At 43.2% G+C, this 14472-nt stretch carries 13 protein-coding genes; 11 read left to right on the top strand and 2 right to left on the bottom strand.

The features are described from left to right. Positions 1–196: aminotransferase class I/II-fold pyridoxal phosphate-dependent enzyme (locus IJI01_RS13675; RefSeq protein ID WP_292191552.1), on the top strand; the 196-nt coding region annotated here is incomplete at its 5' end. 222 nt (positions 197–418) lie between these two features. Here IJI01_RS13675 and IJI01_RS13670 read toward each other — a convergent pair. Beyond that, positions 419–1363 (bottom strand): 3'-5' exoribonuclease YhaM family protein, encoded by a 945-nt coding sequence (locus tag IJI01_RS13670; RefSeq protein WP_292191549.1) that lies wholly within the window; start codon positions 1361–1363, stop codon positions 419–421. Between the two features lie 34 nt (positions 1364–1397). After that, positions 1398–2747 carry a S1C family serine protease gene (locus IJI01_RS13665; RefSeq protein WP_292191542.1) on the bottom strand — a complete coding sequence of 450 codons (1350 nt, stop codon included), beginning with the start codon at positions 2745–2747 and terminating at the stop codon, positions 1398–1400. 139 nt (positions 2748–2886) lie between these two features. Between IJI01_RS13665 and IJI01_RS13660 the strand changes: the two genes are divergently transcribed. From IJI01_RS13660 to IJI01_RS13615, 10 genes are all read left to right on the top strand, one after another. Continuing rightward, positions 2887–5280 (top strand): endonuclease MutS2, encoded by a 2394-nt coding sequence (locus IJI01_RS13660; RefSeq protein WP_292191540.1) that lies wholly within the window; start codon positions 2887–2889, stop codon positions 5278–5280. Positions 5281–5291: 11 nt separating this feature from the next. Beyond that, on the top strand, positions 5292–5993 hold the full coding sequence (locus IJI01_RS13655) for a response regulator transcription factor (RefSeq protein WP_292191537.1): 702 nt from the start codon (positions 5292–5294) through the stop codon (positions 5991–5993). Next, positions 5994–7427 (top strand): HAMP domain-containing sensor histidine kinase, encoded by a 1434-nt coding sequence (locus tag IJI01_RS13650; RefSeq protein WP_292191534.1) that lies wholly within the window; start codon positions 5994–5996, stop codon positions 7425–7427. 35 nt (positions 7428–7462) lie between these two features. After that, complete coding sequence (locus IJI01_RS13645) at positions 7463–7963, top strand: tRNA (cytidine(34)-2'-O)-methyltransferase (RefSeq protein ID WP_292191530.1); 501 nt, start codon at positions 7463–7465, stop codon at positions 7961–7963. A 3-nt stretch (positions 7964–7966) separates the two neighbouring features. After that, positions 7967–9418 (top strand): 23S rRNA (uracil(1939)-C(5))-methyltransferase RlmD, encoded by a 1452-nt coding sequence (rlmD, locus tag IJI01_RS13640; RefSeq protein WP_292191528.1) that lies wholly within the window; start codon positions 7967–7969, stop codon positions 9416–9418. A 112-nt stretch (positions 9419–9530) separates the two neighbouring features. Further along, positions 9531–10619 carry a PTS transporter subunit IIC gene (locus IJI01_RS13635; protein WP_292191525.1) on the top strand — a complete coding sequence of 363 codons (1089 nt, stop codon included), beginning with the start codon at positions 9531–9533 and terminating at the stop codon, positions 10617–10619. An 86-nt stretch (positions 10620–10705) separates the two neighbouring features. Continuing rightward, complete coding sequence (locus tag IJI01_RS13630; RefSeq protein ID WP_292191522.1) at positions 10706–12046, top strand: MBOAT family O-acyltransferase; 1341 nt, start codon at positions 10706–10708, stop codon at positions 12044–12046. A gap of 5 nt (positions 12047–12051) precedes the next feature. Next, a complete protein-coding gene (locus tag IJI01_RS13625; protein WP_292191519.1) occupies positions 12052–13068 on the top strand; it encodes a hypothetical protein in 1017 nt (338 codons plus the stop codon). Between the two features lie 32 nt (positions 13069–13100). Further along, entirely contained in the window at positions 13101–13568 is a 468-nt protein-coding gene (locus tag IJI01_RS13620; protein WP_292191516.1) for a restriction endonuclease, read from the top strand. Positions 13569–13608: 40 nt separating this feature from the next. Further along, entirely contained in the window at positions 13609–14427 is an 819-nt protein-coding gene (locus IJI01_RS13615; protein WP_292191515.1) for a DNA-3-methyladenine glycosylase family protein, read from the top strand. Positions 14428–14472 lie beyond the last annotated feature (45 nt).

Raw genomic sequence — 14472 nt, 5'->3', positions numbered from 1 at the left:
CCCATGTATCAAGAAGTATGGCATGACTAGTGATGAGTTCTGCACAAGACTCCTCACAGAAGAAAAGCTTGCTGTCGTTCCAGGTACTGCTTTCGGAGACTGCGGTGAAGGATACATTCGTATTTCCTACGCTTACTCACTCGACAACCTCAAGGCAGCCATGGAGAGATTCGAGAGATTCGTATCAAAATTCTAAAGAACGAAGCTTCGAGTCAAATATGCAGAGCCCATATTACAGCGGTTATAAAAAGAGACTATGAAGAAACCAATGTATTTAATCAACGGCTAATTCATAGAACAGCATATAAAAATAAATCGTAAGACTTGGTGTGTGCGACCAATCCGATTTGATTGGAACAATCATCGGAGGATTGGACGTGCACACTTATTCTTACGATTTTTTTTATATGCGTCCTTATTAATCAACCCTTGTTTCGAAAACATTGGATTCAAAGAACTTATTGTAGCCCTGCCAGCCTGGCTCAAGTGCATTGGCAAGAAGCTCTGTAAAGGTCTCCATCTTGGCATCTGTATTATCTGCAAGATTAAGCGCTACAGCTTCCATGATAGCTGGCTTTTTAGGTGATCCATATTCGAATTCACCGTGATGAGCAAGAATGCAGTGCTGGAGCTCATGCTTGAGAAGCTCAGGGAAGCCTGGAATATTTCTTGCCTTATCACTTATCATTTCTGATCCCATAACGATATGTCCGAGGAACTGTCCCTCGTCAGTGTAATCATTTATAGGGAAAAGACTAAGCTCTTTGGTCTTACCTATATCGTGGCAGATAGCTGCTGTGAGCAGAAGATCACGATTAAGTCTTGGATAAGAAGTGCAGAAGTAATTGCACAGCTTGGTAACACTAAGTGTGTGCTCCAAAAGTCCTCCGATAAAGCCGTGGTGAACAGTCTTGGCAGCACTGGATTTACGGAACAGTTCAATGAACTTGGTATCTTTTACAAAGAACTCCTCTAAAAGAGCCTTGAGATAAGGGTTCTGGATACTGTTAATGATTCCAAGAAGCTCGTTGTACATCTCATCAATATTTTTGCTAGTTACAGGTAGGTAAAGTGCTGGATCGTACTCACCCTCGTGGCATTTTCTGGCTCTTTTGATGTTGACCTGAAGAGCACCGTTGAAGCTTGTAACTTCGCCGAATACATCTATGCAATCAGTATCATCAAACTCATCGATACCATCGCTGTTAGGTTCCCAAACCTTGGCGTCTACTGTACCTGTCTTGTCCTGAAGAGTAACTGAATAATACTCTTTACCATTTTTGGTAGTGGCACTTAATTTGTGCTTGCACATGTAGATGTCGGCCACTCTGTCGCCAGGTTTCAAATCCTTGATAAACTTCATTAAAAAATCCTCATTTCTAAATACATATCTTGTATCAATTGTGTGTTGATTCAGTAAGCGTAGCTTCCAGATCCATTTCTATATAATCTGAAACAGCCTGTCGCATTACAGTTATTGATATTACATCATCAGGGCTCAGCTGGGCAAGTTTATTTGTCAGCTGTTCGTAACTTGTGATATCCATATCCCCGATTGCAGTAATAATATCGCCGCTCTGTATTCCAGCTTTCATGGCAGGAGAACTCAGCTCAGTCATAGTAATATATGCGCCGGAGGGAACTCCCTGAAGTGTCTGTATCTCCTGAGGAACCGTAGTTCCGTGAACTCCCAGATAAGCTCTTGGGTGATTGTTGGACAAATCCTCTAAGAGAGCTTTGAGCTCTGTAATACCTATGGCACAGATGCTATTAGTAAGATCACCAGGCTCTTTATCCATGTCTATGATGCCAACAACCTGTCCGCTTAAGTTGATGATTACGCCACTTCCGGACTTGCTGCCGAAGATGTCTGTTGTAATAAGCTTGTATGTACTGTCTGGAAGATCAAGAGTTGATTTTTCACTGGTTACAATTCCATAAGCAATGGAACCCTGAACACCTACGGGACTACCGATGGCGATTACAGGAAGACCAGCGATGCTGTTGGAATTGGAGCTTCCAAGTGCTGCTACGCGTATCTTATCTCTGGTATCTGAAGAAAGAGTGGACTTTCTGATAGACAATATACAAAGATCTGTGATGGTATCCACAAGATTGATGGATGCTTCTGACTTGGTGTTGTCACAGAAAGTAATACCTATAGTTTCTGCGTCCTTGAGCTCATCATAAAATGTCAGAACCAGAAGGTTACTGCCGTTATCTGCAACGATGAGGCCAGAAGCAGTACCACTACTCTCAAAGGATGGGCTGAACCAGTTGGTATCGTTGGAAATGGCAGTGATCTTGACAATACTGCGATTTCCCTCTGTAGCTACGGCCTTGAGAGATGACATCATGTTGCCATAGTCGCTGGAACCAAAGGTGTAGGAGGCAATAGCCTGATCGATCTGATCCTTCTGAGTGGCTTCAAGATTCTGAATCTCAGTCGCTGCAATCTCGTTGTCATCAGCGTACATTTCCTTAGGAATCAGCTCATCGCTGGCTGATTCTGCGGGAAAAGAAACCGCCTCAGGCTCTTTTTCCGGATAAAGAGTATCACTGAAAACAGGCTGCAGAAAAAGGAAGGTGAAGCATGCCACTCCGCCGAAGATAACAGCAAGAGAAATGGTGATAAGAGTTCTCCTTATGAGTTTCTTACGGTTAATTGGACGCTGTTTGATCTTCTCACTGATAAAGGCAGTATTGGCAAGATGGTCTTTCTGATTGTCGTCCTGATTAAGTGGCATATGTATTCCCCCAAGTTTACATTGACATAATATCTTTATAATTATAGCCGCTTTCCTCATAGAATTCCACTAGTCATGCGGTGATATAGATGTTAAACTGTACTTTGGGTAGTTATATGAAAATGAGGTTTTATAAGCAATGAATACAAAAGCATTACGCGTACTTGAGTACGATAAGATCATAGACAGGCTCACAGAACACGCCACATCAGAGCCTGGACGCAAGATGTGCCGTGAACTTGTGCCATCTGCAGATATAAAAGAAATCAGACTTAACCAGACCAAGACATCAGATGCTATAGCAAGAATCTTCAAAAAAGGCTCTATTTCTTTTGGCGATAACAGAGATTTTACCGGTTCTCTCAAGGCTCTTAAGATTGGAAGCGCACTTGATATGGCAGCGCTCCTTAGGCTTGCAGCATTTCTTGAGAACGTAGCAAGGGTCAAGAACTATGGCAGAACTCAGAGGGATGACGAGGCTCCTGACTCACTCACAGAGTCTTTTAGCATGTTGGAGCCACTTACCCCTGTATCTGTAGAGATCAGGAGATGCATCGTTTCTGAGGAAGAGGTCAGCTCCGATGCCAGCCCTGCGCTTAAGCATATCAGACGTGGCATCATGCTGACTAACGACAGAATACATGAGCAGCTCAACAAGCTCATTAATGGTTCCATGCGTACTTATCTGCAGGACTCTGTTGTAACCATGCGTGATGACAGGTACTGCGTACCAGTAAGAGCTGAGTACAAGTCACAGATAAACGGTATTGTTCACGACCAGTCATCCTCCGGATCAACTCTTTTCATCGAGCCTGCTGCAGTAGTAGAGCTCAACAACAAGATTAAAGAGCTGGTTCTTCAGGAAAATGCAGAGATTGAGAAGATTCTCTTAGAACTCAGCCTTCAGGTTGGCGAACATGTAGAGGCAATCAAATACAACGCAGACATCATGACAGATCTGGACTTTGTATTTGCCAAGGCTTCATATGCACTTGAGATCAATGCCATCACACCTATATTTAATGACAATCACTCTTTTGACATCAAGAAGGGAAGACATCCTCTTATCGATAAGAACAAGGTGGTTCCTATTGATGTTTATGCGGGTAAGGATTTTGATATGCTGATTATCACTGGACCTAACACAGGTGGTAAAACAGTAACACTCAAGACAGTAGGTCTTTTAACACTTATGGGACAGGCGGGCCTTGCGATTCCAGCAGGCGACAGGTCAGAGCTTTCTGTATTTGAGGAAGTTTATGCAGATATCGGAGATGAGCAGAGTATTGAGCAGTCACTGTCTACTTTCTCATCACACATGACCAATACTGTTTCTATTCTTGAGAATGCTGATGCTAATTCGCTTTGTCTTTTCGATGAGCTTGGTGCAGGAACGGATCCTACAGAGGGTGCGGCTCTTGCTATATCAATTCTCAATAACCTCCATGAGAGGAAGATCAGGACACTGGCTACAACTCATTACAGTGAGCTCAAGGTTTATGCCCTGAACACTCCTGGTATTCAGAATGCCAGCTGCGAATTTGATGTTGAGTCACTTCGCCCAACATATAGGCTTCTTATCGGTATTCCTGGTAAGAGTAATGCCTTTGCGATCTCTTCCAAGCTGGGACTTTCTGATGAGATAATCAATGCAGCCAAGGAGCAGATTGGAACAGAGGATAAAAAGTTCGAGGATCTTCTCGCTGATCTTGAGAAGAGCCGTAAGATCATAGAAAACGAGAGACTTGAGATTGCAGAGTACAAGCGCGAGGTAGAAGAGCTTAAGGCTCAGCTCGAGTCCAAGACTGACAAGCTCGACAGGCAGAAGGAGGAAATCCTCAGAGAAGCCAACGAGCAGGCAAGAGACATTCTTCAGGAGGCCAAGGATCTGGCGGATGAGACCATCAGAACCTTTAGAAAGGTTGGCCCTAACGCTACTATTCAGGATCTTGAGAGAGCCAGAACTAACGTAGGTCAGAAGATTTCTGCCAAGAACAAGGCTATTTCCGCTAAAAAGGAATCTGCTAATCCTACACATCCAGTTCTCAAGGAATCTCAGCTTAAGCTCGGAGAGTCAGTCAAGATCGTATCTATGGGACTTAAGGGAACTATTTCTTCCAAGCCTGACAAGGACGGAAATCTCTACGTACAGTGCGGAATCATGCGCACCAAGGCCAACATCAGGGACCTTGTTCTGGTTCAGGACGAAGATGGTAAGGCTGCCATGAAGAAGTTTTATGGCAGAAATACAAGCTCTGGCAAGATGGATCTGTCCAGAGCAGCCAGCATTAAAACTGAGATCAATCTCATTGGCAAGAACAGTGATGATGCGATTTCAGCGCTGGATAAATATCTTGATGATGCATACATGTCACACCTTAACAATGTTCGCGTTGTTCACGGTAAGGGCGCAGGTATCCTGAGGCAGGCAGTTCACAATTACCTTAAGTCAGTACCTTATGTTAAATCATTTAAGCTTGGGGAATTCGGCGAGGGAGATGCCGGAGTTACAATAGTTACATTTATGAAGTAAGTGAGGGGAAAATGGCAGCTAAACAGAAAATCTTAATCGTCGATGACGATAACAACATCGCAGAGCTTGTCTCTTTGTATCTGGTAAAAGAGTGCTTTGAGACAAGAATCTGCAACGATGGCGAATCAGCTATCAACACCTTTGATACCTTTGAGCCTAATCTGGTTCTTTTGGACCTAATGCTCCCGGGTATCGACGGATATCAGGTCTGCAGAGAGATAAGGACCAAATCTCAGGTGCCTATCATCATGCTCTCCGCTAAGGGTGAAGTATTTGATAAGGTGCTGGGCCTTGAGATGGGTGCAGATGACTACATGGAGAAGCCTTTTGATTCCAAAGAGCTTGTGGCAAGAGTTAAGGCAGTGCTTCGCCGTTACAAGCCACAGGTACAGGAAGTTCAGGAATCAGATGACAAGGTTGTAAGATATCCTGATCTTGAGATCAATATGACAAACTACTCTGTAACATACATGGGAGAGCGCGTGGATATGCCACCCAAGGAGCTTGAGCTTCTTTATTTCCTGGCAGCTTCACCAAACCATGTATTTACAAGAGAACAGCTCCTTGACCAGATCTGGGGCTACGAATATATTGGCGACACCAGAACAGTCGACGTTCACATCAAGAGACTTCGTGAGAAGCTCTCTGACCACGAGAAGTGGCGCCTTGCTACAATTTGGGGAATAGGATACAAATTTGAGGTACAACAGTAAATGAAGAGAACTCTTTATTTAAAATTCTTATTGGCGTATCTCTTGTTTGCCATCTTCGGATTTGTAGTGGTAGCTACCTTCGTTTATAGCATGACCTACGAAAGACTACGACGTGACAAGACCGACAGCATGTACCAGGTTGCGACGCAGATTGCCAATACATATGCAGCGGACCTTTATAACAGTGAAACTTCTCTTGATGCGGTTCACACACAGATGGTAGCCCTTTCCAAGTACATGGATAATGCCACTATCTGGATCATCAACCCATCAGGTCGACTGGTTCTTGATTCTTCCAGAGTAATCGATCAGGGAAAAGAAATTGTGATAAACGGTTTTGATCCCACGGTCCTTGGTAGTTCTTACTATACTACCGGCAATTTTTGGGGAAGCTTTCATGAAGATGTTCTGAGCGTGTTTGCGCCTATAACAGCGAACTTTAAGGTGCAGGCTTATGTTGTGATTCATACGCCTATAGCAGCTATTCAGAATACAGCCAATGAGTTTTTGAATATCTCTTACCTTATGCTGATATTGTTGTTCCTGCTGTCTCTGATCATTCTGATTTTCTTTACAGAGCTTGTGTATATGCCACTTAGGAAGATCACCAAGGCAACAGAGCAGTATGCAGCCGGAAATATGAGCTATGAATTCTCGGTAGAATCAGAGGATGAAATGGGTTATCTTGCTGCATCTCTTGCCTACATGGCAGGTGAGATCGCCCGTCAGGAGGATGACCAGAAGAAGTTCATTGCCAACGTATCTCACGATTTCAGATCTCCTCTTACTTCTATCAGAGGTTATCTGGTAGCGATGCAGGATGGAACAATTCCGGAGGAGCTGCATGGCAAGTATCTTGGAATTGTTATCAACGAAACGGACAGACTTACCAAGCTCACCAACGAGCTTTTGACACTTAACAACCTCAATACCAGAGGAATGCTTCTTGACAGGACTGACTTTGATATCAATCAGGTTATCAGGAATGTAGCAGAGTCTTTTGGCGGAACCTGTATCGACAAGAAGATTGCTATAGAGCTTGTCCTCACAGATGAGAAGATGCTGGTCAATGCCGATATGAGTAAGATTCAGCAGGTTCTGTACAACCTTGTGGATAATGCCATCAAGTTCAGCCACAAGGATTCAAGCGTCAAGATCGAGACTACCGAGAAACACAGCAAAGTCTTTGTATCGGTCAAGGACAGTGGAATCGGTATTCCCAAGGAAGACCAGAAGCTTATCTTCGACAGATTCTACAAATCTGACGCATCAAGAGGTAAGGATAAGAAGGGCACAGGCCTTGGCCTTGCCATTGTAAAAGAAATAATCAAAGCCCACGAAGAAAACATCAATGTCATCAGTACTGCCGGAGTAGGAACAGAATTCATTTTCTCTTTGGCCAAGGCTAAGGCAATGGATGAAGTGGACGAGTAATAGTTATTAGAATTGGAGTTATAAGTTAAAAAGTTATGCATATAGTTTTACATCAGCCAGAAATTCCACAGAACACAGGAAATATCGGTAGAACCTGCGTTGCTACAGGGACAAGTCTTCACCTTATTGAGCCACTTGGCTTCAGACTTGGTGAAAAAGACCTTAGAAGAGCAGGAATGGATTACTGGCAGCACCTGGATGTTACCAGGTACATAGACTATCAGGATTTTAAAGAGAAGCACCCAGATGCCAAGGTTTGGATGGCTACTACCAAGGCCAAGAAATGCTACACAGATGTGCAGTTTGGAATGGATGATTTCATTATGTTTGGCAAGGAAAGCGCTGGAATTCCAGAAGAAATCCTTGTTGAGAACGAAGAGAATTGTATTCGTATCCCTATGGGAAGCGATATCAGATCTCTGAATTTATCTAATTCAGTTGCAATTGTACTTTATGAGGCACTTAGACAGAACGAGTTTGCGGGACTTGAGCAGCAGGGAGAGCTTCACAGACTTCACTGGAAGGGTGAGGAGTAAAAAATGGCTAATAAAAAGAACCAGGAAGATGCTCGTTTCGAAAAGGGCGATCTTCTGACTGTGGAAATTACAGACATAGGAACTGACGGGGAGGGCATAGGCAAGATAGACGGCTATACCCTCTTTATTAAAGATGCGGTAATTGGCGACACTGTAAGCGTCAAGATCATGAAGGCCAAGAAAAACTATGCCTATGCTCATCTTGAAAAGGTGATTGATCCTTCTGAGTTTAGGACTGAGCCAAAGTGCCCTATCGCCAGACAGTGTGGTGGCTGCCAGATTCAGAACATGACCTACGAGAAACAGCTTGCCTTCAAGCAGAACAAGGTCAGAAACAATATCGTAAGACTTGGCGGCTTTGATGAGAACTTTGTGGATTCAGTTATGGAGCCGATTATCGGAATGGACGAGCCTTGGAGATACAGGAATAAAGCCCAGTTCCCAATTGGAAAAGATAAAAATGGCAAGATAGTAGCTGGTTTCTACGCAGGCAGAACCCACAGCATTATTCCTGTTACTGACTGCCTTATCGGAACCTCTGAGAATAAAGACATTCTTGATATTATCATTTCTCACATGGAGAAGAATAAGGTTGAGCCCTACGATGAAGTATCTGGTAAGGGGCTTGTGAGACACGTCCTTATCAGGAAGGGCTTTACTAGTGGGCAGATAATGGTATGCCTGGTGCTCAATTATAGGGGTAAGAAAGGCACCGGCATCGAATTCATTAAGGAACAGGGCAAGTTAACTCAGGCGCTTTCTAAGATAGACGGTATGACCAGCATTTCAGTCAGCATCAACACGGACAAGACCAACGTCATTATGGGAACAGAGATTCATACTATCTGGGGAAAAGATACTATCTCTGACACCCTCTGCGGTCTCGAATTTGATATATCACCTCTTTCTTTTTATCAGGTTAATCCTGTTCAATGCGAGAAGCTCTATGGTCAGGCCATCGAGTATGCGCAGCTCACAGGAAAAGAGACAGTGTGGGATCTGTACTGTGGTATAGGAACCATAACTCTTTCTATGGCTAGAACTGCTGGCAAGGTACATGGTGTTGAGATTATTCCAGATGCCATCGAAGATGCCAAGAAGAATGCCAAGAGAAATAACCTTGATAACGCAGAGTTCTACTGTGGCAAGGCAGAGGAAGTGCTTCCTGAATTCTATAAGAGAGAATCAGAGAAGGCCGGAGCTGATAACAGCGCTCTTCACCCTGATGTTATCGTAGTAGATCCACCTCGTAAGGGCTGTGACAGCGCATGCCTGGAGACCATGCTCAAGATGTCACCAGAACGTATCGTATATGTCAGCTGTGACAGTGCCACACTTGCAAGAGACCTCAGAATTCTTGTAGATGGCGGCTATGAACTTAAGGCTGTCCGTCCATGCGATATGTTTAGCCATACTGTCCATGTAGAAACTGTCTGCCAACTGGTAAAACGCTGATTTTCAGAAAATGCGAATAAAAATGTTCGCATTTTAGCGGCGTTTGTGGTAGGCTATTAGCTAAAGTCGGCATAAATGGGGATACTAATAGCCGTAAGAAAGAGGGAGAAGTATGGAAAAAGTTAAAAGTTTTCTAAAGCGAAAGGATATTGAGATATCTCTTCGCAGGTACGGAATCGATGCACTGGGGGCAATGGCGCAGGGACTTTTCTGTTCACTGCTGATCGGTACCATCATTAACACAATTGGTACACAGTTCCAGATTCCGCTTCTCATGCAGACAGTGGCAACAATCGCAGGTGTTGAGTATACTGTCGGCGGTCTTGCAACAGCAATGAGTGGACCAGCTATGGCAGTAGCTATTGGCTATGCACTTAAGTGTCCACCACTTGTTTTATTTTCAATGATCACAGTTGGATTTGCAGCTAACGCACTTGGCGGAGCAGGCGGTCCTCTGGCAGTTCTTTTTGTAGCTATCCTTGCTGCTGAGTTTGGTAAGGCAGTATCCAAGGAAACCAAGGTAGATATCCTTGTAACTCCACTTGTAACTATCGCAGTGGGCGTATTCTTCTCATGGCTCATCGCACCTCCACTTGGACGTGCAGCTATGTGGGTTGGTAATATCATCATGTGGGCAACTGAGCTTCAGCCATTCCTTATGGGAATTCTTGTATCAGTTCTCGTTGGTGTTGCTCTTACACTTCCTATTTCATCTGCAGCTATCTGTGCAGCACTTCAGCTCACAGGACTTGCAGGCGGAGCTGCTGTAGCAGGCTGCTGTGCTCAGATGGTAGGTTTTGCTGTTATCTCTTTCAAAGAGAATAAGTGGGGCGGACTTGTATCACAGGGAATCGGTACATCAATGCTTCAGATGGGTAACATCGTTAGAAATCCAAGAGTATGGATCGCACCTATCGTAACATCAGCAATCACAGGACCTATCGCTACATGCCTCTTTGGACTTAGAATGAACGGCGCACCTGTATCTTCAGGTATGGGTACTTGCGGTCTTGTAGGTCAGATCGGTGTTTACACTGGTTGGGTTAACGACGTAGCAAATGGAGCTAAGGCTGGAATCACAGCATTTGACTGGATCGGACTTGTAATGATTTCATTTGTTCTTCCAGCAGTTATTGCACCTATCATCCACGCTGGAGTTAGAAAGCTTGGTTGGGTTAAAGACGGAGATCTTAAACTATGACAATTGGCGTTTCATCGCTAATCTATGCAGCGGTCATCTGCATACTGTTTTATATACTTAGGGGGAATAGCAGAAAATACTTGTTAATGGTAGCAAGTATTCTCTACATTTACTCCCTTAATAGGCTTGCCGGAATAGCAGTGCTTCTTGTTTCTGTGCTCACATGGGCAGCAGGACAGCTCGTGTCTATCTGGCAAAAGAAAAATGAAAAAGCTGCAGCGGGCATTATGTCCGTTGCAGTTTCTATGTTTATTCTAAGTTTACTAATCTTTAAGTATGTTCCAGCATACTTTTCTGATGCGGCAAGCGAGGATGCATTTCTTACTAAGATCCTCATGCCAATCGGCTATTCTTTCTATGTTTTTCAGGCGATCAGTTACATGGTTGATGTGAAAAGAAAAAACATAGAGGCATCAGCTAATATCGCAGATGTAGTTCTATATCTTGCCTGGTTCCCTAAGTTTGTAAGTGGACCTATCGAGAGATGGGATGGTTTCTCAACTCAGGTGAGAGAACTTGGAAGAGTTCGACTCCTTGAAAAAGAAAGATGGAAGAGAGTATTGTACTACACTCTATACGGAGCGTTTATGAAGGTGGCTATTGCAGACCGCCTTGGAATATATGTTGATAAGCTCTTTGACGGAGCACAGCTTCTAGGTAGCAACTGGCTGCTTGTTGGAGCACTCTTTTACACGATTCAGATTTACTGCGATTTTGCAGGTTATTCATACTTTGCGATTGGCGTATCCAAGGCATTTGGAATTGATCTTGTAACAAACTTTGATATGCCATATTGTAGCCAGAACATTACTGAGTTCTGGAGACGCTGGCACATGTCACTGTCTTCCTGGCTTAGGGACTATGTTTATATTCCACTTGGTGGAAATAGAAAAGGTCCAGCGCGCAAGATTATCAACACCATGATCGTCTTCTTGATCTGTGGTATGTGGCATGGTGCAGGTAAGAACTTTATAATTTGGGGACTTTTACACGGAGTATTTTCAGCAATTGACAGCATCTGCAGAGATAAGGGCTTTAAGGTCATCAGAACTGGAATTGTAGGGAATATCATCACATTTATCGAGGCTTCTTTTGCCTGGATATTCTTTAGGGCATCATCACTTTCTTCAGGAATAACTTACGTGAAGTGTATGTTCACACGCTTTGCAGGATATATTTCTTTTGCCGAAAATATGGAAAACATGAATCTTGTCATGACAGAATTAGTTGTGATCATTGTATCGATTGTAGTGATAGCGATCCTTGATAGGCTTGCATATCATAACAAGTCGAATATTCCTGAAATGATCGCTTCTACCACGCAGGGTAAGAGATATATAGCATTTTATCTGCTCATAATGCTAATTGTTATATTTGGAATTTATGGACCAGACATCAGCACAAGGCTGATATATATGGAGTTTTAATATATATGAAAAAAGTTTTTGGCTTTTTTAAGTTCATAGCACTTATATTGGCACTTGTTTTGTCGCTGAGTTTTGTGGACAGGCTTCTTAGTTTTAAGACTGCCCATGGAATCAAGCAGGCAAGGTGTCTTTATGCGCAGCCAGAGAATACGATAGATGTAGCATTTCTTGGCTCCAGCCATATGCATGTAAATATCAATACAGCTCTTTTGTGGGAGAAATATGGTATTGCAGCTTATGATTACAGCGCGGCGGAGCAGCCACTTTGGATGACCTATTATTATCTGCAGGAGCTGTGTAAGTATCAGAGCCCCAAGGTGGTTGTGCTGGATTTCTATGCGCCAGCCATGTTCTACGATGATTATCAGTATAAGTACATAGCGGATAATTTCTATGGTATGAAGTTTTCTCTTAATAAGCTCAGAATGCTGAAGGCTAGCGTTGAGCCTGACAGAATCAAAGATTTCTTCCCTGCCCTTGTGAGCTATCATGCACGCTATCAGGAACTTGAGCAGGCGGATTGGGATTATCTGTTTGAGAGTGATGAGGATAAGAGCTCCTTTAAGGGATACACCCCATATTTTAAGATTGCGGAGTGGGAGAAACCTGAGTTTGATGCAGAGGATGAGGAACCTCTCACTGCAAAGTCTCAAGAATATCTTGATAAGATAATTGATTATTGTAATGAAAAGGGAATTCAGATGTTTTTTATCGTGACTCCCTATATAAAAGAGTACTACGCAGACCAGAGATTTCAGTATGTGGAAAACCTCTGTGCGCAGCGAGGAATAATGTTTGAGGATGGCAATGCCTGGTATGAGACGCTGGGACTTGACTTTAGTAAGGACTACTTTGATTTCTCACATCTGAACTATACAGGTAGCTGCAAGTATACAGATTATCTGGGAGCGGGACTCAAGTATAGATTCGATATTCCAGACCACAGGGGAGATCCAGCCTATGAGTCCTGGGACAGGAATGTTATTGAGATAGAAAAGGAAGTTGCTGAGCAGGGCTGGTAATATTTTTGATAAATGAGTTTGGTGTAAGAATCATGAATAAAGAACATATAATTGCATGTTTGATCGGTGCTGCTATTGTACTGGTAGCTGTTCTGATAGTACATATTGTAAAAAAGATACGAATGAAGCCACTTCCAATGGATGAGATGGAAGGTCATGACTTCGAGTATTACTGCGCAGACATATTGAAAGCTCACGGCTTTCTGGAGGTTGAGGTTACCAAGGGAAGCGGAGATTTCGGGGCAGATATCTTAGCTGAGAAAGATGGCGTGACCTACGCTGTTCAGTGTAAGTGCTACGATAAGCCTATCGGCGTTAAGGCTGTTCAGGAAATATATGCCGGCAGAGATTATTATGATAGAATGGTCGGAGTTGTAATGACCAATCAGTATTTTACTCAGCCAGCTGTAGAACTAGCCCAGAAGCTCAACATTATGCTCTGGGACAGAGGCTATGTAGATGCAATGGCTGATGAAGATAAGAAGTATTCGCTAAGGTAATTATGGCTGACATAGCCGGTATAACAAGGACTAAGTAAAAATGATAATTGAAATAAAAGATGATTTTGATCTTCAGAAAATTGCAGATAGCGGACAGTGCTTCAGATTCAATAAATGCGCTGATGGATATAGCGCAGTAGCTGAAGATAAGTATCTGTTTATAAAAGAGTTGGGCGAAGGCAAATATGAGCTTAGCTGCAGTGAAGATGAATACGAAAACTTCTGGAAGCAGTATTTTGATATGGATACAAGCTATAGGGATATCAGAGCTTTGATCGACGAATCAGAGGATGAATATCTCTACAGAGCTTCTGAGTTTGGTCAGGGAATCAGGATTCTCAGGCAGGATCCATGGGAGATGCTTATCTCTTTTATCATATCTCAGAGAAAGAACATTCCAGCCATCAAAGCCTCAATTGAGAAGATATGTGCACTTGCGGGACACAAGATCGCTGTAGATGCAGAAGGAAATGATGTATATTCTTTTCCAACACCAGAGGAACTATCCAAGCTGACTGTTGCGCAACTATCAGGATGTAGTCTTGGCTACAGAGATAAATATGTACATCAGGCTACACTTGATGTAGTAAGCGGAGCAGTAGATCTCGAGAGCTGGAAAGAGATAGATGATGATGCTCTTATGCAGAAGCTCCTGGCGCTATATGGTGTTGGGGTTAAGGTTGCCAACTGCGAGATTCTCTTTGGATATCACAGGCTGGATGCATTTCCTAAGGATGTTTGGATCAACAAAGTGCTTGATGCGCAGTATCCTCAGGGCTTTTTATTTGGTAAATACAAACCCTATAACGGGGTTATGCAGCAATATCTTTTCTTTTATTCTAGAAGTAATGGTCTATAATGGCATGAACAAAGGCAGCGCCTCGTGCGCTGCCTTTTCGTATCT

This window comes from Butyrivibrio sp. (assembly GCF_017433805.1).
Classification (GTDB): Bacteria; Bacillota; Clostridia; order Lachnospirales; family Lachnospiraceae; genus Butyrivibrio.
This window is presented reverse-complemented; position numbering and strand designations above follow the sequence as displayed.